Annotated in this window: 19 protein-coding genes and 1 pseudogene; 12 read left to right on the forward strand and 8 right to left on the reverse strand. The window is 72.1% G+C overall.

Annotated elements, in window-relative coordinates; genetic code table 11:
- Positions 1-15 precede the first annotated feature (15 nt).
- The gene (locus tag G5B56_RS14575) at positions 16-1,908 is read right to left on the reverse strand and encodes a family 2A encapsulin nanocompartment cargo protein cysteine desulfurase (protein ID WP_164963688.1); all 1,893 of its coding nucleotides are present in this window, start codon (positions 1,906-1,908) and stop codon (positions 16-18) included.
- A 226-nt stretch (positions 1,909-2,134) separates the two neighbouring features.
- Entirely contained in the window at positions 2,135-3,064 is a 930-nt protein-coding gene (locus G5B56_RS14580) for a family 2A encapsulin nanocompartment shell protein (RefSeq protein ID WP_164963689.1), read from the reverse strand.
- A gap of 134 nt (positions 3,065-3,198) precedes the next feature.
- Between G5B56_RS14580 and bla the strand changes: the two genes are divergently transcribed.
- Together bla and G5B56_RS14590 are read left to right on the forward strand one after the other, a co-directional pair.
- A complete protein-coding gene (bla, locus tag G5B56_RS14585) occupies positions 3,199-4,068 on the forward strand; it encodes a class A beta-lactamase (protein WP_164963690.1) in 870 nt (289 codons plus the stop codon).
- A 155-nt stretch (positions 4,069-4,223) separates the two neighbouring features.
- On the forward strand, positions 4,224-4,862 hold the full coding sequence (locus G5B56_RS14590; RefSeq protein ID WP_164963691.1) for a hypothetical protein: 639 nt from the start codon (positions 4,224-4,226) through the stop codon (positions 4,860-4,862).
- Positions 4,863-4,898: 36 nt separating this feature from the next.
- Here G5B56_RS14590 and G5B56_RS14595 read toward each other — a convergent pair whose 3' ends face one another.
- From G5B56_RS14595 to G5B56_RS14605, 3 genes are read right to left on the reverse strand one after another with little or no spacing between them, the layout of a single operon-like run.
- Positions 4,899-5,489, reverse strand: a complete 591-nt coding sequence (locus G5B56_RS14595; protein WP_164963692.1) for a YigZ family protein — start codon at positions 5,487-5,489, stop codon at positions 4,899-4,901.
- Positions 5,490-5,508: 19 nt separating this feature from the next.
- Positions 5,509-6,453 (reverse strand): CapA family protein, encoded by a 945-nt coding sequence (locus G5B56_RS14600; RefSeq protein WP_164963693.1) that lies wholly within the window; start codon positions 6,451-6,453, stop codon positions 5,509-5,511.
- Positions 6,450-6,887: a hypothetical protein gene (locus G5B56_RS14605; protein WP_240920820.1), complete on the reverse strand. Its 438-nt coding sequence runs from the start codon at positions 6,885-6,887 to the stop codon at positions 6,450-6,452. Before G5B56_RS14605 ends, G5B56_RS14600 begins: the two co-directional genes overlap by 4 nt.
- Positions 6,888-6,995: 108 nt before the next feature.
- Here G5B56_RS14605 and G5B56_RS14610 point away from each other — a divergent pair, with 108 nt between their 5' ends.
- From G5B56_RS14610 to G5B56_RS14630, 5 genes are all read left to right on the forward strand, one after another.
- Positions 6,996-7,709 (forward strand): hypothetical protein, encoded by a 714-nt coding sequence (locus tag G5B56_RS14610; RefSeq protein WP_206023530.1) that lies wholly within the window; start codon positions 6,996-6,998, stop codon positions 7,707-7,709.
- Positions 7,710-7,797: 88 nt separating this feature from the next.
- Positions 7,798-9,210 carry a cytochrome ubiquinol oxidase subunit I gene (locus G5B56_RS14615; RefSeq protein WP_164963694.1) on the forward strand — a complete coding sequence of 471 codons (1,413 nt, stop codon included), beginning with the start codon at positions 7,798-7,800 and terminating at the stop codon, positions 9,208-9,210.
- Positions 9,211-9,220: 10 nt separating this feature from the next.
- Complete coding sequence (gene cydB / locus G5B56_RS14620; protein ID WP_164963695.1) at positions 9,221-10,228, forward strand: cytochrome d ubiquinol oxidase subunit II; 1,008 nt, start codon at positions 9,221-9,223, stop codon at positions 10,226-10,228.
- On the forward strand, positions 10,228-10,371 hold the full coding sequence (locus tag G5B56_RS14625) for a DUF2474 family protein (protein WP_164963696.1): 144 nt from the start codon (positions 10,228-10,230) through the stop codon (positions 10,369-10,371). Before cydB ends, G5B56_RS14625 begins: the two co-directional genes overlap by 1 nt.
- Before the next feature lie 73 nt (positions 10,372-10,444).
- Positions 10,445-10,894 (forward strand): hypothetical protein, encoded by a 450-nt coding sequence (locus tag G5B56_RS14630; RefSeq protein WP_138938889.1) that lies wholly within the window; start codon positions 10,445-10,447, stop codon positions 10,892-10,894.
- 54 nt (positions 10,895-10,948) lie between these two features.
- Here G5B56_RS14630 and G5B56_RS14635 read toward each other — a convergent pair whose 3' ends face one another.
- The 3 genes and pseudogenes from G5B56_RS14635 to G5B56_RS14645 form a co-directional block, all read right to left on the reverse strand.
- Positions 10,949-11,389, reverse strand: a complete 441-nt coding sequence (locus G5B56_RS14635; protein ID WP_164963697.1) for a hypothetical protein — start codon at positions 11,387-11,389, stop codon at positions 10,949-10,951.
- 287 nt (positions 11,390-11,676) lie between these two features.
- A pseudogene (locus G5B56_RS14640) lies at positions 11,677-12,870 on the reverse strand (trans-sulfuration enzyme family protein).
- Entirely contained in the window at positions 12,867-14,291 is a 1,425-nt protein-coding gene (locus tag G5B56_RS14645; RefSeq protein ID WP_164963698.1) for a cystathionine beta-synthase, read from the reverse strand. Before G5B56_RS14645 ends, G5B56_RS14640 begins: the two are co-directional and overlap by 4 nt.
- Before the next feature lie 238 nt (positions 14,292-14,529).
- Between G5B56_RS14645 and G5B56_RS14650 the strand changes: the two genes are divergently transcribed.
- From G5B56_RS14650 to G5B56_RS14670, 5 genes are all read left to right on the forward strand, one after another.
- On the forward strand, positions 14,530-15,009 hold the full coding sequence (locus G5B56_RS14650) for a rhodanese-like domain-containing protein (RefSeq protein ID WP_164963699.1): 480 nt from the start codon (positions 14,530-14,532) through the stop codon (positions 15,007-15,009).
- Positions 15,010-15,058: 49 nt separating this feature from the next.
- On the forward strand, positions 15,059-16,051 hold the full coding sequence (gene cysK, locus G5B56_RS14655) for a cysteine synthase A (protein ID WP_164963700.1): 993 nt from the start codon (positions 15,059-15,061) through the stop codon (positions 16,049-16,051).
- A 2-nt stretch (positions 16,052-16,053) separates the two neighbouring features.
- Positions 16,054-17,067: a serine O-acetyltransferase EpsC gene (gene epsC, locus G5B56_RS14660; protein WP_164963701.1), complete on the forward strand. Its 1,014-nt coding sequence runs from the start codon at positions 16,054-16,056 to the stop codon at positions 17,065-17,067.
- Positions 17,039-17,311 carry a helix-turn-helix domain-containing protein gene (locus tag G5B56_RS14665; RefSeq protein WP_029718893.1) on the forward strand — a complete coding sequence of 91 codons (273 nt, stop codon included), beginning with the start codon at positions 17,039-17,041 and terminating at the stop codon, positions 17,309-17,311. The genes epsC and G5B56_RS14665 overlap by 29 nt, the downstream gene beginning before the upstream one ends.
- A 154-nt stretch (positions 17,312-17,465) precedes the next feature.
- Positions 17,466-20,168 (forward strand): transporter substrate-binding domain-containing protein, encoded by a 2,703-nt coding sequence (locus G5B56_RS14670; RefSeq protein ID WP_240920821.1) that lies wholly within the window; start codon positions 17,466-17,468, stop codon positions 20,166-20,168.
- The last annotated feature ends 25 nt before the right edge of the window (positions 20,169-20,193 follow it).

Consider the following 20,193-nt stretch of genomic DNA (forward strand, 5'->3'; position numbering starts at 1 on the left):
GCCCTGATGCAAGCCTCAGCGCCGGCCGGCGACCGGCCGCGCCGCCGCCAGGCGCTGCAGCACCGCCACCAGCTGGTCGATCTCCTCGCAGGTGTTGTAGAAGGCCAGCGAGGGCCGCACCGTGGCTTCCAGGCCGAAGCGGCGCAGGATGGGCTGCGCGCAGTGGTGGCCGGTGCGCACCGCGATGCCTTCGCGGTTCAGCGCCTGGCCGACCTCGTCGGTGCTGTAGCCGGCGAGCACGAAGGACAGCACGCTGGCCTTGTCGCGTGCGGTGCCGATCGGCCGCAGCCCCGGCACCTCGGCCAGACGCCCGGTGGCGTACTCCAGCAGCCCGTGCTCGTACTTCGCGATGTTGGCGATGCCGATGCGCTCGACGTACTCCAGCGCCGCGCCCAGCCCCACCGCGTCGGCGATGTTGCCGGTGCCGGCCTCGAAGCGTGCCGGCGGCGGCTGGTAGACGATGCGCTCGAACGTGACGTCGGCGATCATGTTGCCGCCGCCTTGCCAGGGCGCCAGGTCCTCCAGCAGCTCGCGGCGGCCGTAGAGCACGCCGATGCCGGTCGGCCCGAAGACCTTGTGGCCCGAGAAGACGAAGAAGTCGGTGTCCAAGGCGCGCACGTCGACCTTCAGGTGCGACACCGACTGCGCGCCGTCGACCAGCGTGCGGATGCCGGCGCGCCGCGCGATGGCGACGATCTGGTCCACCGGCACCACGGTGCCCAGCGCGTTCGAGACCTGCGTCACGGCGACGATCTTCGTGCGCTCGTTGAGCAGCCGCTGGTACTCGTCGATCCGCACCTGGCCGCTGTCGTCGACCGGGATCACGCGCAGCTTGGCGCCACGTTCGTCGGCCAGGCGCTTCCACGGCACGATGTTGGCGTGGTGCTCCAGGTGCGAGACGACGATCTCGTCGCCCGGCCCGACGTGGCGGCAGCCCCAGGCCGCGGCGACCAGGTTGATGGCCTCGGTGGCGCCGCGCACGAAGACGATCTCCTCGGTCGACGCGGCGCCGATGAAGCGGCGCACGGTCTCGCGGGCGTTTTCGTAGGCGTCGGTGGCGCGTGCCGCCAGCGCGTGCGCGGCGCGGTGGATGTTGGAGTTCTCGTGGGCGTAGAAGTGGGCCAGGCGGTCGATGACGGCCTGCGGCTTCTGCGTCGTCGCGGCGTTGTCCAGCCAGACGACGCGCTGTCCGTTGATGCGCTCGTTCAGCAGCGGGAAGTCGCGTCGCACGGCGTGCACGTCCAGCGGCGGATGGGCGTCGGCGAAGCCCGGGCGGCCGGTGGGGGCCGCCGGAGCCGCTTCGGGCACGAAGTAGTAGCGCGGCGAAGCGGTGGCTGGCGCGGCGGACGGCGCCGGCACCGTGTCCAGCCGCGGCACGGCGGCCGCGGTCGGCAGCTGCCAGGGCAGGGCGCGCAGCGCCTCGAAAGCCGGGTCGGCCGTCGGCGGTGCGGCTGCAGCGGCCGGGAAACCCAGCGCCTCGGCCTCGGCGAAATGGAAGGGCGCCGCCGGCGCCTGCGGCGCCGCCAGCAGGTGGCTGCCGGCGCGGCCGTCGTAGGCCGGCGCGGCCGACAGCGGCACGTCGGGCACGCCGTTGCCGGCTTGCGCATGCGGCAGCCGGGCCGGCGCCGAGGCGCCGATGTTGGCGGCGCTCTGCGGCGAGGTCGGCACGAGGTTGGCACCGGGCGGCAGGCCGCCCGGCACGGCGGCCGGCGTGGACGGGCCGTAGCTGCCGGGCGGTGGCGTCAGCCCTGCCGGATGCGGCCGCTCGGGCAGCGGCACGCCGCCGGTGGCCGGCACCGTGGCCGCGCCCGGCCAGCTGTTGAACAGTTCGCCGGCCAGGCGCGCCAGCAGCGCCGGGTCGGGCAGGCCGGGCGGCAAGGCCGCGGCCGGGATCTCGGGGGTCGTCATCGGGACGGGGTGTTTCCTGTGCATGACCGAGGCGCGCGCCCCGATCCGTGACCGCAGTGCATCAAGCGGACGCCGCGGCCGGGCTTCGCCCGGTCGCTGGCGTCGCCCCCTCGAGGGGGCTTCGGCGGGACGTGGGCCGTCCGGTGGACGGCCTGCGCCAGCCGAAGGGCCGGGCCAACGGCACGGCGCGGCCTGCAAGGTGCGCCGAAGGCGCTACGGGGGTGGGTCATCGGTAGGTGTCGGGGTAGGCGTGGTACTTGCCGACCTCGACGTCCTCCAGCACCGCCAGCGCGTCTTCGGTCTGCACCGCCAGCGAGCAGTACAGCGAGATCAGGTAGGACGCGATCGCGTTGCGGCTGATGCCCATGAAACGCACCGACAGCCCCGGGCTCTGCTCGCCCGGCAGCCCTGGCTGGTACAGGCCGACGACGCCCTGGCGCTTGTCGCCGACACGCAGCAGCAGCACCTTGGTCTTGCCGTCGGCCACCGGCACCTTGTCGCTGGGCACCAGCGGGATGCCGCGCCAGGTGAGGAACTGGCTGCCGAAGAGGCTGACGGTGGGCGGCGGCACGCCGCGGCGCGTGCATTCGCGGCCGAAGGCGGCGATCGCCAGCGGGTGCGTCAGGAAGAAGGCCGGCTCCTTCCAGACCTTGGAGAGCAACTCGTCGAAGTCGTCGGGCGTTGGCGCGCCGGTCAGCGGGTAGACGACCTGGTCGGGGTGCACGCTGGCGAGCAGGCCGTAGTCGGGGTTGTTGATGAGTTCGCTTTCCTGCTTCTCCTTGATCGTCTCGATCGTCAGGCGCAACTGCTCCTTGATCTGGTCGTGCGGGCTGCTGTAGAGGTCGGAGACGCGCGTGTGCACGTCCAGCACGGTGCTGACGGCGTTGAGGAAGTACTCGCGCGGCTGGGTCTCGTAGTCGACGAAGGTCGTCGGCAGTTCGGACTCGTCGCGCTTGGCGCACAGCACCTGCACGTCCTGCGGGTTGCGCACCTTGTTCAGGCGGTAGATGCCGGCTTCTACCGGCACCCACTGCAGCAGCTGGGTCAGCCAGCGCGGGCTGATGGTCGCCAGGGTCGGCGCGGTCTTGGTGGCGTTGGCGAGCTGGCGTGCGGCGCTGTCGCCGAGAGCCAGTTGCACGGGCGCGGTGTCTGCCATGGAGAACGTGTCCTTGTCGGGTTGGATCGCCGCCGCAGTCTCGGCAAGCGTGCCGCGTGGCGGCAACCGGCTATAGGCAGTGATCACCGGGCGTCACGAGCCAGCGCAAGCCGCTTGCGCATCAGAATCGGCGCATGAAGCGACGCTCGTTCCACGCCTGGGCCGCGTTGACGCTGGCCGCCGCCGGCCGCCCGGCCTTCGCCCTCGAAGCCGGCGACGCCGACGCCTTCGGCGCGATCGAACGTTCGGTCGCCGGCCGGCTGGGCGTCTACGCCTACGACCTGGAGACCGGCCGCAGCTTCGGCCACCGCCAGGACGAACGTTTCCCGATGTGCAGCACCTTCAAATGGCTGCTGGCCGCGGCGGTGCTGGCGCGTGTGGACCGTGGCCAGGAGCGGCTGGAGCGGCGCATCGTCTTCGGCCGCGAGGCGCTGCTGGACTACGCGCCGACCACCTCGCGCCACGCCGACGGCGCCGGCATGACGGTCGCCGAGCTCTGCGAAGCCGCGGTCGTGCTGAGCGACAACACCGCCGCCAACCTGCTGCTGCAGACGCTGGGCGGCCCGGCCGGGCTGACGCTCTGGGTGCGCACGCTGGGCGACCGCACGACACGCCTGGATCGCCGCGAGCCCGATCTCAACGAAGCCCGCCCCGGCGATGAACGCGACACGACGACGTCGGCGGCGATGGTGCTGGCGCTGCGCCAGGCGCTGTTCGGCGGCGGCCTGTCGCGCCGCGGCGCCGACCTGCTGCTGCAGTGGATGACGGCCTCGACCACCGGCCTGAAGCGTTTGCGCGCCGGCTTCCCGCCCGGCTGGCTCGTGGCCGACAAGACCGGCACCGGCGCGCAAGGCACGACCAACGACGTCGCCGTCGTCTGGGCGCCCGGCCGCGCGCCGCTGCTGCTGGCGGCCTACCTGACCGAGAGCCAGGCGCCGATCGAGGCGCGCGAGGCGGCGCTGGCGCGCGTGGCGGCGAGGGTGAAGCTGGGGTTGATCGGCTGACGTCGCCAGCCGTCGCGCGCCACGCCGTAGCGGGTGCCTGGGGCGACCGCCGGCTCTCATCTGTCTTGTCCATGCCGCGCTCGATTCGAGCGCTCGGGCCCGGTGGCCCGGGCGTAGCCTCCAGCGAGTCGAATCGCACAGCGACGGGAGAGACGATGAATCTGGTCGAAGCACTCAAGAGCTTCAACCGCAAGGAACGCTTCTGGTTGATCCGCAACGCGCTCGGACCCGCCAGCGAGACGCTGGACGAGGCGTTTCGCCGCCGTCTGCAGCAGGCCATCGGCGTCGAGGTGCCTGCCGCCGCGTGGTGGGCGATGGACTACCACCTCGACTGGCTGGTGGGCGCGCTGACGCTGCTCGCGCGTGGGGACGAGGCCTTTGCGTCGCACCCCAATGACGGCCGGCTGGTGTGTGGCAACCAGGAGGACATGGACCTCGTCGTCGCTTTCGACCGCACCCTGGTGCTGATCGAGGCCAAGGGAGATACGGCCTGGTCGAACGAGCAGTTCCAGGGCAAGGTCAAGCGGCTCGAGGCTCTTCAGGCGGCGGGCCTGATGCCGTCGCCGCTGCGCCTCTTCTTCGTCTTGACTTCGCCGCGGCCGCCGGTCGGGCTGGTGCCGAAGGAAGGCTCGCGCTGGTCGCCATGGATGTGCAACGACCAGGACCGCCCCTTGTTCTTCCCGCTCGAGATGCCGACCGAGTTCTGGAAAGTCACGCGCTGGGACGATGAACGCCAGCAGCCTTCGTTCGCGGGCGCGCACTGGAAGATCGTGCCGTCGCGGGGCAGTGCCTGACCCGGCAGGGGCCCGCCAAAGGACTCGTCTTGGCGCTCAGTCGCCGCGATCCCATACCAGCTGCCCGCGCCCGCCGTCCTCCAGCGCCGCCTTCAACGCCGGCGCCTCGTCTTCCGGCAGGCTGAAACCGACGTACACCGCGTCGCCGTGCCGCACCTCGTCCAGCGTCGCGTCGGCCTGGGCGAGCTGGCGGCGCAGCCAGCCTTCGAGTGCATAGGGCAGGCGGCAACCCAGCCGCGCCAGCCGGCGGCGCGGGATCTTGACCGCACCCTGCAGCGCGGTCGCCACCGCATCGGTGTAGGCACGCACCAGGCCGCCGGCGCCGAGTTTGGTGCCGCCCCAGTAGCGCACGACGGTGGCCAGCGCGCCGTCCAGGTCCTGGTGGCGCAGCACGGCGAGCATCGGCAGGCCGGCGGTGCCGCCGGGTTCGCCGTCATCGACCGCCGCACTCTGGCCGCCGGCCAGCAGCGCCCAGCACACGTGCGCGGCCTGCGGGTGTCCGGCACGCAGCGCGGCGACGAGGGCCTGCGCCTGCGCACGGTCGTCGACCGGCTGCACGCAGGCGATGAAGCGGCTCTTCTTGATCACCAGCTCGGCGTGTACCGGGCCGGCCAGCGTGTGGGGCATGGCGCTCGGGGTGGCCGTCTCAGCGCGCGGGCATGAGCTCGGCGAAGTCTTCCACCGGATGCGGCGTGCCCTCGCGGTCCATGCGCACCACCGCGCGCCGCAGCGAGCGCACGCCTTCGCGGCCGATCTCCAGGCGCAGCACCCAGCCGGTGTTGTTCTCGGGCCTGTCGAAGCCGTCGAAGACGAAGTTGCCCAGGCTGTAGACGATCGGCTTGCCGCGGTGGAACTCGACGTCCTGCACGATGTGCGGATGGGTGCCGACGACGGCGTCGGCACCGGCGTCGATCATCAGCCGCGCCAGCGCGCGCTGGCGCTCGTTGGCCGTCGGCCGGCCTTCCTCGCCCCAGTGCATGAACGGGATCACCAGGTCGGCCGTCGTGCGTGCGCGGCGGATGTCGAACACGACCTGCTCGTCCTCGCTCCAGGCGACACCCGGGTGGTCGTGGCCGGCCTCGAAATAACGCGGGAAGTACTCGTCGTAACCGAGCAGCGCCAGGCGCAGCCCGCGGCGCTCGACGATCAGCGGCCGGTGCGCCTCGGCGAGGTCGTGGCCGCCGCCGAAGTACGGCAGGCCGTGGGCCTTCAGCGCGCCCAGCATCTCGGCGAAGGCCTCGCGGCCGAAGTCGCCGGAGTGGTTGTTGGCCAGCGAGACGGCGTCGACGTGGCGGCGCAGCAGCGCCAGCACACGCGGGTCGGCGCGGAAGGTCCAGGGCTTGTCGTCGGCCCGGCCGCCGCGCGCGACGACGCATTCGAGGTTGGCGATGCGCAGGTCGGCGCCGGCCAGCAGCGCGGCCGTCGGTGCGAACGGATTGCCGCCGCGGCGCAGCACGCGCCCGGGGCCGTCGGCGAGCATCACGTCGCCGACGAAGACCAGGCTGAGCGTCGGCTGCGGCTCGGCACCTGCGGCGCCGGCGGCGGCCCAGGTGCCGGCCAGCAGCGCGGCATTGAAGTCGCGGCGTTTCATCGTGCGGCCTCCGTGCCCAGCGCGCAGCCGTAGACGAGTTCACGGCCCAGGCGCGAGGAATAGACGTGGTTCCAGCCGGTCAGCGCGGGGATCGCCGTGCCGGGCGGGAAGGGCGGCCGATGGACGACTTCGTGGATCAGCACCGGCGCGTTGGCCACCGCCATGTCGTAGGCGTAGAGCGAGACCGAGTCGACACGTTCCTGCGTGCCCAGCACCACGGCCTTGAAGCGGAAACGTGTGCCGACGTCCTGTGCTGCGACCGTGTACGGGTCGGCAACCGGGCGGGCCTCGACCTGCATCGTCGTGCTGAAGTAGCGCAGCTCGCAGCGCAGCAGCGGTGCTTCGGCGGCTGCGGCAGGCACGGCGGCGACGGCGGCCAGGGCTGCGAGCCAGCGTGTCCGGGTGCGCAGCGTGGAGGTGGCGGTGGTGCGCATGGCGACCAATGTACGCGTGTGGGGAGGCTTGGAGGCGCTTGACGCGTGCGCTTGCTGAGACCTGATCACGCCGATAGGCTGGTCTGCCGCTTTCCAAGGAGACCTGCCGTGGGGGCCGACGACATCGACCGGATCGTGAACCAGGCGCGCCAGACGCTGGACCTGACAGGGGCCCGGCTCGGCGACGAGTACCGCTACGGCAGCCTGACGCTGTGCGTCATCGATGCCGTCTATTCGATCGGCGTGCGCTACGAGTCGGTGCAGCGTGTGGTGGCCCGCTACTGCGCCTGCACGGGGCTGAACGCCTACCGGGCCGACGGCGCCGTCTTCCCCGCGCTTTCCGCGCAGCAGCCGCTGGAACATCTGGGGCGCCTGGGCGAGACGATGAAGGCGGAACGTCTCGCGAACGAGGTGTTCTGCAACCGCCAGCTCACCTCGACCCGCAACGGCATCCTGAAGGCCGACGCGGTGCTGCGCTTCGTCGCCGTGCTGCGCCAGAACGGCATTGAACGCTTCCAGGACCTCGAGTCCGTGACAGACGACTCCGCGATCGAGGCCGAGATCAGACGGCTGCCGGGGCAGCGCAGCGGCATCTGCTGGACCTACTTCCGCATGCTCGCGGGCCGCGACGATCTGATCAAACCCGACCGCATGATTCTTCGCTGGTTGGGCATTGCGCTGGGGCGCGAGGTTCGGATCACCGAGGCCCAGCCCCTGCTTCACGGAGCCGTGCAGCGTCTGAAGCCCGAGCACCCGGGAATCAATGCGCGGCTGCTGGACCACCTCGTCTGGGGCCAGCAACGCAGGACCGGCCGGGCCTGACCCCGACGAAGCGAGGGTTCTCCCGCGCCTCGGCTGCGGGTTCGGGCCACCGGCGCCACACTTGCCGCCTCTCCGCCGCCGCCTGCCCATGTTCGGACTGACCGCCCTCGAACTGGCCCGCATCCAGTTCGGTTTCACCGTCTCCTTCCACATCGTCTTCCCGGCCATCACGATCGGGCTGGCCAGCTATCTGGCCGTGCTGGAAGGCCTGTGGCTGTGGAAGAAGAACCCGGTCTACCGCGACCTGTACCACTTCTGGGCCAAGATCTTCGCCGTCAATTTCGCGATGGGCGTCGTGTCGGGGCTGGTGATGGCCTACCAGTTCGGCACCAACTGGAGCTACTTCTCGGCCTTCGCCGGTTCGGTCACCGGGCCGCTGCTGGCCTACGAGGTGCTCACCGCCTTCTTCCTCGAAGCCGGTTTCCTCGGCGTCATGCTGTTCGGCTGGAACCGCGTCGGCCCCGGGCTGCATTTCCTGTCGACGATCATGGTCGCGCTGGGCACGCTGATCTCGGCGACCTGGATCCTGGCCTCCAACAGCTGGATGCAGACGCCGCAGGGCCACGAGATCGTCGACGGCATCGTCGTGCCGGTGGACTGGCTGGCGGTGATCTTCAACCCCTCGTTCCCGTACCGGCTGGCGCACATGACGGTGGCGGCCTTCCTGGCGACGGCGCTGTTCGTCGGCGCGTCGGCGGCCTGGCACTTGCGCCGCGGCCACGACAACGTCCGCGTGCGCACGATGTTCTCGATGGCGATGGGCATGCTGATGTTCGTCGCGCCGCTGCAGATCGCCGTCGGCGACCTGCACGGCCTGAACACGCTGGAGCACCAGCCGGCCAAGGTCGCGGCGATGGAAGGCCACTGGCGCAACGGCCCGCCCGGCGAAGGCGTGCCGCTGGTGCTGTTCGGCTGGCCCGACATGCAGGCCGAGGAGACGCTGTACCGCGTCGAGATCCCGCGCCTGGGCAGCCTGATCCTGACCCACAGCCTGGACGGCACCTACCCCGGCCTGGCCGAGTTCGCGCCCGAGGACCGGCCCAACGCGACCATCGTCTTCTGGTCCTTCCGCGTGATGGTCGGTCTGGGTCTGCTGATGCTGCTGCTCGGCGCCTGGGCCGCCTGGCGGCGCTGGCGCGGCCGGCTCTACGAAGGCGGCGCCTTCCTGCGCTTCGCGACCTGGATGGGGCCGGCCGGCGTGATCGCCATCCTCGCCGGCTGGTTCACCACCGAGATCGGCCGCCAGCCCTGGATCGTCTACGGCGTGATGCGTACCGCCGACGCGGTGTCCAACCACTCGGCGCAGGTGATGGGCACGACGCTGGCGGTGTTCGTCGTCATGTACTTCGCCGTCTTCGGCATCGGCCTGCGCTACATGCTGAAGCTCGTCGCCAAGGGGCCGCAGCCCGGCGAGCACGAGAGCTCGCCGCAGGACCCGGGCCAGGCGCCGCGCCCGGCGCGGCCGCTGTCGGCCGGCCCCGACCACGTCGACCCGGTCTGAGGAGCCCACGATGGACATCGACCTGCCGCTGCTGTGGTTCGGGGTCATCGGCTTCGGGCTGATGATGTACGTCGTGATGGACGGGTTCGACCTGGGCATCGGCATCCTCTTCCCGTTCGTGAAGGACCGCGAGGAGCGCGACGTGATGGTCAACAGCGTCGCCCCGGTCTGGGACGGCAACGAGACCTGGCTGGTGCTCGGCGGCGCCGGGCTGATGGCCGCCTTCCCGCTGGCCTACGCGGTGGTGCTGAGCGCGCTGTACCTGCCGCTGATGGCAATGCTGGCCGGGCTGATCTGGCGCGGCGTGGCCTTCGAGTTCCGCTTCAAGGCCGACGACGCGCACAAGCCTTTCTGGGACCACGCCTTCGCCTGGGGCTCCTACATCGCCACCTTCTCGCAGGGCGTGGCGCTGGGCGCCTTCATCGGCGGTTTCGAGGTCAAGGACGGCGCTTATGCCGGCGGCGTCTTCGACTGGCTGACGCCGTTCAGCCTGTTCACCGGTGCCGCGCTGGTGCTGGCCTACGCGCTGCTGGGCGTCGGCTGGCTGGTGATGAAGACCGAGGGCGCGCTGCTGCAGCGCATGCGCGAACTCGGCCGTCCGGTGACCTGGGCGGTGCTGGCCGCGCTGGCCGCCGTCAGCCTGTGGACGCCGCTGGCGCACCCGGCGATCGCGGAGCGCTGGTTCACGCTGCCCAACCTGCTGTTCTTCCTGCCGGTGCCGCTGCTGGTGGCGCTGGTGACCTGGCGGCTGCTGCGCGCCTTGCCGCGCAGCCATTCGGCGCTGCCCTTCGTGCTCGCGCTGGCGCTGCTGTTCCTGGGCTACAGCGGGCTGTTGATCAGCCTGTGGCCCAACGTCATCCCGCCGGGCATCTCGATCTGGGACGCGGCGGCACCGCCGCAGAGCCAGGGCTTCGCGCTCGTCGGCGCGCTGGCCATCATCCCGTTCATCCTCGGCTACACCGCCTGGTCCTACTACGTGTTCCGCGGCAAGGTGAAAATCGGCGAGGGCTACCACTGATGGCCGAGTCCCTGCGCCCGCGCCTTCTCTGGCTGCGCCGGCTGGGCTGGCTGCTGCTGATCTGGGCGGCCAGCGTCGGCGCGCTGGGCGCGGTGGCGCTGGGCTTGCGCTGGGTGATGGGGCTGGCGGGCATGACGGCCTGAGCGGCCTATCGCCGGCAGGCAACGCCTGCGTGTTATGTTTCCCGGATAACCAGCAGAGTCCGGGGAGGAAACGATGATTCGCCGAGCCATGCTCGCCGCCTGTGTTGCCGGCATCGCAGGTTGTGCCAGCGCACCCACGCCCAAGAGCGCGGTTCCCGAACCCGTCGACCCGGCGACGGCCGTCACTCTGCACCTTTACCGGGCCGACACCGGATACATCGGAGCGGCCGTCGATCAGTACGTGTACGTCGACGGCTTCCGTGTCGGGCGCTTGAATCGCCTGGAGTCCTTCGAGTTGAAGGTTGCCCCGGGTGAGCGCGAGGTCGTGATCCAGCCGCACACTCTGGGCATTCCCGACGGCAAGCAGGTCAAGCTCACCATTCGCCCCCAGGCACGGCAGGACGTGTATCTGCGCTACGCGCTGGCCGTTTCCAGCATCTTTGCCGTTGGCAGGACCGCCACCGTGAACTTCGACGTCGGACTCCAGGAAGTCACCGAGTCCGACTGGGCTGCTCGCCGCTGAACGGGCCGGCCCTCGGCAACGCCTCGATTGGGACGCAGGGACAAACCTCCCTGCTCAGACGCCGCGTCCGTCGGCCGCCGTGCCGGCTGAGCCCTGCATCTTCAGCATGCGCTCCACCGCGGCCTGCAGGCGGGCGAGCAGGTCGTAGTCGCGGCGCTCCAGCGCGCCGTCGATGCCGCCGCGGGCCTTGGCGACGAAGTCGATGCGCTCGCCGTCGCTGGCCATGTCCACCGGCTCGCCGGTGGCGGCCGAGATCTTCATCGTCATGCCGAGGAAGGGCGTGCTCTCGTCGAGCGACATCCTGCCGCTGCGGATCTGCTGGTTCATCCAGTCGAACAACTGCTGCCGCGTCATGCTCGTGAAGTCGGGGCGCTCGTCGTCCGCCGTCTGATCGGCGGCCGGCGTCGTCGCCGCGGCCAGCATCGAGGCGAACGAGCACGCGCCGCCGGCATTCGCAGCGCTGCCGCCCGTCGGATGCGGGCTGCTCGGGGGCACGGGGGATGGAGCCTGGATCTTCATCGTGGGCGTTTCCTGACGGGTAACGCGTCGAGTATCCGCCCGGGCGCACGGCCCGCCGCCGATGGCCCCGCCATGCGCTCGGCGCGGGCCGACATGCGCCGTTCTTCGTTGGCCTGCAACCAGCGCACGGCTAAGGTCCAGGGGCCGATCCTCATCGGCTCTCTCGTCGTCTCAGTCGTGGGCTCCGTGGGGCAACCCCGGTGACTTGACCCCGCTGCCCGCCGCGGCAGCGGGGTTCTTTTTCGCCCCGTCGCCTGCCGCGCTCAGATCGCCGCCAGCGCCTGCGCCAGGTCGGCGCGCAGGTCCTCGACGTCCTCGATGCCGACCGACAGCCGCACCAGGCTGTCGACTATGCCGAGCGCGGCGCGTGTCTCGGGCGGGATCGTCGCGTGGGTCATGATCGCCGGGTGCTCGATCAGGCTCTCGACGCCGCCCAGGCTCTCGGCCAAGGCGAAGAGGCGCACCGCCTCGAGGAAACGTCGCGCGCCGGCGAGGTCGGTCGCCAGGTCCAGCGAGATCATGCCGCCGAAGCCCGACATCTGGCGCCGCGCCAGCGCGTGCTGCGGGTGCGACTCCAGCCCGGGGTAGTGCACGCGCGCCACCTGCGGCTGGGTCTCGAGCCAGCGCGCCAGTTCCAGCGCGTTGGCGTTGTGGCGCTCGACACGCAGCGCCAGCGTCTTCACGCCGCGCAGCGCCAGGAAGCTGTCGAAGGGCCCGGCGATCGCGCCGACGGCGTTCTGCAGGAAACCCAGGCGCTCGCGCACCGGCGCCAGGCGCTCGTCGCGGCCGACGACGGCGACGCCGCCGATGACGTCGCTGTGGCCGTTCAGGTACTTGGTCGCCGAGTGCACGACGAGGTCGAAGCCCAGCTCCAGCGGCCGTTGGTTGAACGGGCTGGCGAAGGTGTTGTCGGCAGCGGCGAGCAGGCCGTGCTCGTGGGCGATGGCGGCCACGGCGCGCAGGTCGGCGAGTTTGAGCAGCGGGTTGGTCGGCGTCTCGGCCCAGACCAGGCGCGTGTTCGGGCGGATCGCGCGGCGCAGCGCCTCGGGGTCGGCGAGGTCGACGTAGCTGAACTCCAGCCCCGCGCTCTGGCGCCGCACCTTGTCGAAGAGGCGGAAGCTGCCGCCGTAGAGGTCGTCGCCGCTGACGACGTGCGAGCCCGCCGGCAGCAGCTCCAGCACGGTGGCGATGGCCGCCAGCCCGCTGGCGAAGGCGAAGGCCTGGGCGCCGCCTTCGAGGTCGGCGACGGCGCGTTCCCAGGCCCAGCGTGTCGGGTTGTGCGAGCGGCCTTAGTCCAGGCCCTGGTGCACGCCGGGGCTGCTCTGCACGTAGGTCGAGGTGGCGTAGATCGGCTGCATGATCGCGCCGGTCGACGGGTCGGGGTGCTGGCCGCCGTGGATCGTGCGCGTGGCGAAGGCGAGCGGGCGGTCGGTGTCGGGGGCGGTGGTGTGGCTCATGCGGCGGCGGTGGACGCCAGCAGTTGCCGGCGGAGGTGGTTGAGCAGGTCGAAACGCGTGACCAGGCCGTGGAAGCCGGCTTCGTCGGCGACGATGGCCACCAGCCCGCGGTCGAGCACGGCGCGCAGCTCGGCGATCGAGGCGCTGGCTGGCAGCGTCTGCGGCGCGGCGGTCATCGCATTGCGCACCGGGCGCTGCAGCGCCTGCGGCCCGGCCTGCGCGGCGACGAGCAGGTCCGACTCGTCGAGCACGCCGACCAGCCGGCCGTCGGCCAGCACCGGCAGCTGCGAGACCTCGGCCAGGCGCATGCGCTGGAAGGCCACGAGCAGCGTGTCCTCGGGCGCGATGGCGACGACGCCGCCGTCCTCAAAGCGGCGCGAGATCAGGTCGCGCAGGTCGCCGAAACGCGGCCGCGCGAGCAGGCCCTGGTCGATCAGCCACTGGTCGTTGTAGACCTTGGACAGATAACGCGTGCCGGTGTCGCAGACCAGCGTCAGCACGCGTTTGGGCGTTGTCTGCTCGCGGCACCAGCGCAGCGCCGCCGCCAGCAGCGTGCCGGTCGACGAGCCGCCGGGGATGCCTTCGCGTGCCAGCAGCTCGCGCGCGGCGCCGAAGCTCTCGGCGTCGGGGATCGAGTAGGCGCTCTTGACCGAGCCGAAGTCGGCGATCGCCGGCACGAAGTCCTCGCCTATGCCTTCGACGGCCCAGGAGCCGGCCTGGCCGACGTGGCCGGTCTTCACGTAGTCGGCGAGGATCGAGCCCACCGGGTCGGCGAGCACGAACTCGAGCTCGGGCTGCACCTTGCGGAAGTAGCGCGACAGCCCGGTCAGCGTGCCCGAGGAGCCGACGCCGACGACGATGGCGTCCAGGTCGTGGCCGGTCTGGGCCCAGATCTCGGGGCCGGTGGCGGTTTCGTGCGCCAGCGGGTTGGCCGGGTTGTTGAACTGGTCGGCGAAGAACGAACCCGGGATGCCGGCGGCGATGCGCGCCGCCAGGTCCTGGTAGTACTCGGGGTGGCCCTTGCCGACGTCCGAGCGCGTGACGTGCACCGTCGCGCCCAGCGCCTTCAGGTGCAGCACCTTCTCGGTGGCCATCTTGTCGGGCACGACGAGCACGACCTTGTAGCCCTTGGCGCGCGCCACCAGCGCCAGGCCCAGGCCGGTGTTGCCGGCGGTCGCCTCGACGACGGTGCCGCCGGGCTGCAGCCGGCCGTCGCGTTCGGCGGCCTCGATCATCGCGACGCCGATGCGGTCCTTGATCGAACCGCCGGGGTTCTGCGACTCCAGCTTCAGGAACAGCGTGCAGCAGCCGGTGTCCAGGCGCGTCACGCGCACCAGCGGCGTGTTGCCGATCAGGTCGAGCACCGCGGGGCGCGACGCGGTCTCGCGGGCGGCGCGGGGGAGGTCGGGGGAACGGGACATTGGACGTGCCGGGAGCGGCCAAAAACGGGGCAGTCTGGCCGGCAAGCCGCGTGCCGCCAAAGACATTCGGCGCATGTGCAAAGCCGAGGCTCGCAGATGGCGAGCTTGCTCGTTCGGTGCATATCGAGCGGCGTTTCCATTCGTTGAGCGCTGGCGGCAGCCTGCCTACGCTGGCATCCGCCGTCTATCGCCGTCATCGCCCCGGGCGGGGCCGCGGCCGGCGGCCGAAGGAGAACCGATGAACGCCGTTGCCGAACTGCCTGCGTCCGTGGACGCCCACCCCGTGCTGCAGCGTGCGCGCCAGGACGCGCGCGCCGAAGGCCTGCCCTATGCCGGCGTCGTGCCGCCGCAGGACGCCTGGGCGCTGGTGCAGGCCGGCCTGGCGTTGCTGGTGGACGTGCGCACGGCCGAGGAACGCAAGTTCGTCGGCCAAGTGCCGGGCAGCCTGCACGTCGCCTGGGCCACCGGCACCGCGCTGACGCGCAACCCGCGTTTCGTGCGTGAACTCGAGGCCCGCCTCGGCGGCAAGGACTCGGTGGCGCTGCTGCTGTGCCGCAGCGGCAAACGCTCGGCCGCCGCCGCCGAGGCGGCTGCGGCTGCTGGCTTCACCAACGTGTTCAACGTCGGTGAAGGCTTCGAAGGAGAACTCGACGCCGCGCAGCAGCGTGGCCATCTGGACGGCTGGCGTCGGCGCGGCCTGCCCTGGACGCAGGACTGATCGCGCCGCCACCCACCCGATCCGAACGACCGTCAGAGGAACCCTTGCGATGACCCGCATCTACGACGACAACTCGCTGTCCATCGGCCGCACGCCGCTCGTGCGCCTGAACCGCATCACCGACGGCGCCGGCGCCACGGTGCTGGCCAAGATCGAGGGCCGCAACCCGGCGTATTCGGTCAAGTGCCGCATCGGCGCGGCGCTGATCTGGGACGCCGAACAGCGCGGCCTGCTCGGCCCGGGCAAGGAACTCGTCGAGCCGACCAGCGGCAATACCGGCATCGCATTGGCCTTCGTCGCCGCGGCGCGTGGCATCCCGCTGACGCTGACAATGCCCGAGACCATGAGCCTGGAGCGGCGCAAGCTGCTGCTGGCCTACGGCGCCAAACTCGTGCTGACCGAAGGCGCCAAGGGCATGAAGGGCGCCGTCGCCAAGGCCGAGGAGATCGCCGCCAGCGACCCGAAGTACGTGCTGCTGCAGCAGTTCCGCAACCCGGCCAACCCGGCGATCCACGAAGCGACGACCGGCCCCGAGATCTGGGACGACACCGACGGCGCCGTCGACGTCGTGGTCTCGGGTGTCGGCACCGGCGGCACGATCACCGGCGTCTCGCGCTTCATCAAGAAGACCAAGGGCAAGGCCATCACCTCGGTGGCCGTCGAGCCCGCCGCCAGCCCGGTGCTGAGCCAGGTGCGCGCCGGCGAGGAGGTGAAGCCCGGCCCGCACAAGATCCAGGGCATCGGCGCCGGCTTCGTGCCCGAGGTGCTGGACCTGTCGCTCGTCGACGCCGTCGAGCAGGTGACGAACGAGGAGGCGATCCACTTCGCGCGCCGCCTGACGCGTGAGGAAGGCATCCTGTCGGGCATCTCCGGCGGTGCCGCGGCGGCGGTGGCAGTGCGCCTGGCGCAGCGCCCCGAACACGCCGGCAAGACCCTCGTCGTCGTGCTGCCCGACTCGGGCGAGCGCTACCTCAGCTCGGTGCTGTTCGAAGGCGTGTTCGACGCCAGCGGCCTGCCGCCGGCCGAAGCCAAGGCGGCCTGAGCATGGCCGGCCCCCACGACGACGCGGTCGCCGAACGGCCGGCCGCGGCGGCGACGCACGCCCCGCCGCCGCGTGCGCTGGCGGTCGAGGACGCCTCGCTGGACCTGGCCGGCATCGTCGCCGGGCTGCGCGCCGCGCGCACGCGCTGGCGCAGCGCGCAGCAGCGGCCCGAGGAGCACGGCCACCGCGAGCTGCCGTCGCGCGAGGTGCTGGCGGCGATCGTCGACGGCCTGCGCGGCGCGTTGTTCCCGCTGCGCCTGGGCCCGCAGGACCTGCGCCAGGAGAGCGAGGACTACTACGTCGGCCAGACGCTGGACCGCGTGCTGGGCGCGCTCTTGCAGCAGGCACGGCTGGAGCTGCGCTACCAGGCCCGCCTGGGCCGCGGCGCCGAGGACGTCGACGCGCGTGCGCTGGCCTTCGTGCGCGCCTTCGGTGCCGCGCTGCCGCGGCTGCGCGCCCTGCTGGACACCGACGTGCTCGCCGCCTTCCGCGGCGACCCGGCGGCGCGCAGCGTCGACGAGGTGCTGCTGTGCTACCCCGGCGTGCAGGCGATGATCCACCACCGCATCGCGCACGAGCTCTACGGCCACGGGCTGACGCTGCTGGCGCGGCTGGTGGCCGAACGCGCGCACGCCGAGACCGGCATCGACATCCACCCCGGCGCGACGATCGGCGAAGGCTTTTTCATCGACCACGGCACCGGCGTCGTCATCGGCGAGACGGCCCAGATCGGCCGCCAGGTGCGGCTCTACCAGGCGGTCACGCTGGGCGCCAAACGTTTCGCCACCGAAGCCGACGGCAGCCTGCAGCGTGGCGGCGCGCGCCACCCGATCGTCGAGGACGAGGTCGTCGTCTACGCCGGCGCGACCATCCTCGGCCGCATCACGGTCGGCCGTGGCTCGGTCATCGGCGGCAATGTCTGGATCACGCGCGACGTGCCGGCGGGCAGCCGGATCACGCAGGCGCTCACACGGGAGGCAGGACACGATGACGGCATCGATGGCGCCGGTATTTGACGCGCGGCACCTGCCGCACGAGGGCGTGGCCGAACGTTTCGGCCGCACCGTGCGCCGGCTGCGCCAGGCGCGCGGCTGGTCGCAGGAGCTGCTGGCCGCACGCGCCGAGCTCAACCGCACCTACATGGGCGAGATCGAACGGGCCAGCGCGATGCCTTCGCTGCAGACCGCGGCCAAGCTGGCGCAGGCGCTGGAGGTGCCGCTGGCCGAGTTGCTGCAGCGCTGCGAGCCGCCGCAGCGCTGACGCGGCCACGCGACGGCGGCGGGTGTGCGATCCGCCGCGCCTCGCGCGGCGGCCTTGTCATCCCCGGACCATGGGATCGGTCTACAGTGCGCCCAGGGGAGGCGCAATGCTCGGGTGGAGATCGTGGGCCGGCGGGGCCCTGGCCGCATTGACGATGACGTGCTTGGCCCATGGGCCGGCACGCGCCGCCGCCGGCGACGCCGTGCAGGCCGGCGACGTCGTCGTGGTGGGCCTGCTCGAACGTTTCCCGCCGTTCCACGAATGGCGCGCCGACCAGCCCGCGCCGAGCGGCATGGACGTCGAACTGCTCACCGAGCTGTCGCGCCAGACCGGGCTGCGTTTCCGCTACGAACGTTTCGTCGAGTACCCGGCGCTGCTGCAGGCGCTGGCCGACGGCCGCATCCGGCTGGCCACGGCGATCGCGCAGACCCCTGACCGGGCGCTGACGCTGCGTTTCACGCGCCCCTACGCCTCGGTGCAGCAGGCCTTCGTCGGCCCGGCGGCCATCACCTCGGTGCCGGCGACACCCGATCTGTCCGGGCGGCGCCTGGCGGTCACGCGCGGCTACGTTGCCGAGAGCATCGCCGCCGAGCGTTTCCCGGCCGCCGCGCGGCCGGCCTACGGCACCTTGCAGGAGGCGCTGGACGCGGTGCAGCGCGGCGACGCCGACTTCGTCTTCGAGGCCCTGCCGACGCTGCGCACGCTGGTGGCCGAGCGCCCCGGCTCGGGCCTGGCCGTGCTGCGCAGCTACGGCTTCCCCGAGGGCCACCTGCGCCTGGCCGCCGATCTGCGCGACGCGGCGCTGGTGCGCCAGCTCGACGCCACGATCGCCGCGCTGGACCCGGCGTTCACGAAGGCGCTGCGCGACCGCTGGCTGCCGCCCGCGCCGGTGGTCCTGCCGGCGCCCGCACCGGCGCTCGAGGTCGCGCCGCTGCGTGTGGGCTACCTGCCGGGCGATCTGCCGTTCAGTGCCGAGGTGCGCCCCGGCGTCGCCGACGGCCTGGGCATCCGCATGATGAACGAGGTCGCGCGCCGTGCCGGCCTGTCGATCGCCTCGTTCGTGCCGATGGACCTGGCCAGCGGCCTGCAGGCGCTGGCCGATGGCCGCCTGGACGTGATGCTGGGCCTGACCGACGTCGCCGAGCGCCGCGCGCGCATGAGCTTCGTCGGCCCCTACCGCGCCAACCCGCTGGTGCTGATCAGCCGGCGCCAGTTCTCGGTCTGGGACCTGCAGCAGCTGGCGGGCCAGCGGCTGGCGATGATCCGCGGCTATTTCGGCACGCCCTATGTGCGCGCCGCCTACCCGAACGTCGACATCGTCGAGTGCGCCGGCTTCGACGAGTGCCTGACGCTGGTCGAACAGGGCCGCGCCGAGGCCGCGCTCTACGGCCTGCAGGGCGCCTACGCGCGCCTGGGGCCGCGTGCCGGCAGCACGCTGCACATCACCGGCACCGTGGCCGGGCTGTACGACGAGCACAACCTGGGTGTGTCGCTGGCGCGCGCGACGCTGGCCCCGCGGCTGCGCGACGCGCTCAACGCCGTGCTCGCCGAGGACATGCCGCGCATCGAGCGCGAGTGGGCCGCGGCCGAGCAGCAGGACCGTGTCGACTGGGCGCGTGTGCGCCTGTCGGCCTATGCCGCCGCTGCGGTGCTGGCGGTGCTGCTGCTGGCCTGGTGGTGGCACAGCCGCACGCTGCGTCTGGAGATCGAGCGCACGCGCCGCGCCCGCCAGGAGAGCGAGCAGTACCTGGCCTTCCTGGCACACGAGGTGCGCAACTCGCTGCAGTCGGTCAGCGGCGCGGTGGCGCTGCTGCGCGGCTCGTCGCCCGGGCCGGCCGAGCAGCCGCTGCTGGACGTGCTGGGGCGCTCGTCGCGGGCCACGCTGGGCCTGCTGAACGCGCTGCTGGACCGCCATCGCCTGCACGAAGGGCAGCTCGCGCTGGAGCTGCGCCCCGAGTCGCTGGAGCGCTGCCTGCGCGAAGCCGCCGACGAGGCGCGGCCGATGGCCCAGGCCAAGGGCCTGGCGCTGGTGTTCGAGCGCCGCACGCCGCTGGACGGCTGGTGGCGGCTGGACGCGCTGCGCCTGCAGCAGGTGCTGCGCAACCTGCTGGTCAACGCCGTCAAGCACACCGAGGCCGGCCAGGTGCACGTCGCCGCCGGTCTGGAGCCCAGCCCGCGCGGCGAACGCTGGCGGCGGCTGGTCGTCGTCGTCGCCGACACCGGCAGCGGCCTGTCCGCCGCTTCGCGCGAACACGTCTTCGAGCGTTTCCACACCGACGGCGGCGACCGCCCCGGCAGCGGCCTGGGCCTGGCGCTCAGCCGCGACCTGGTGCGCGCCTTCGGCGGCAGCATCGAGGCGCAGAGCCGGGCCGGCGAAGGCGCCGCCTTCACGCTGGCCTTCGACATCGAGGCCGCCGACGCGCCGGCGCCGGCGCAGCCGGGCCAGGTCGAGCGGGTGCTGGTCGTCGAGGACTCGCAGGTCTACGGCCTGCTGCTGCGCCAGGCCTTCGAGAACCAGGGCGTGGCCGTGGTGCTGGTCGAGACGCTGGAGGCCGCGCGCGCCGCGCTCGTCGCCTCGGTGGCCGGCGCCGGCGAGACGACGCCGCCGCTGGACCTGGTGCTGTGCGACCGCTTCGTCGGCGACGGCGACGCCTGCGCGCTGCTGCGTTTCGTGCGCGAGGCCGTGCGCCCGGGCGTGCGCCTGCCGCCGGTGATCTGCATGTCCGCCGAGGTCGAGCCCGGCACGCGCGAACGCCTGCTGGCCGACGGCGCCCGCGAGGTGCTGCTGAAGGAAAGCGACGTCAAGGTCTTCGTGCAGCGGGTGCTGGCGCAAGCCGCGGCGCCGGCCCCGGCCTAGTGGCCGCTTCTGGCAGCGCGGCCAG

This window comes from Rubrivivax sp. JA1026, assembly GCF_011065555.1.
GTDB classification, from domain to species: domain Bacteria; phylum Pseudomonadota; class Gammaproteobacteria; order Burkholderiales; family Burkholderiaceae_C; genus Rubrivivax; species Rubrivivax benzoatilyticus.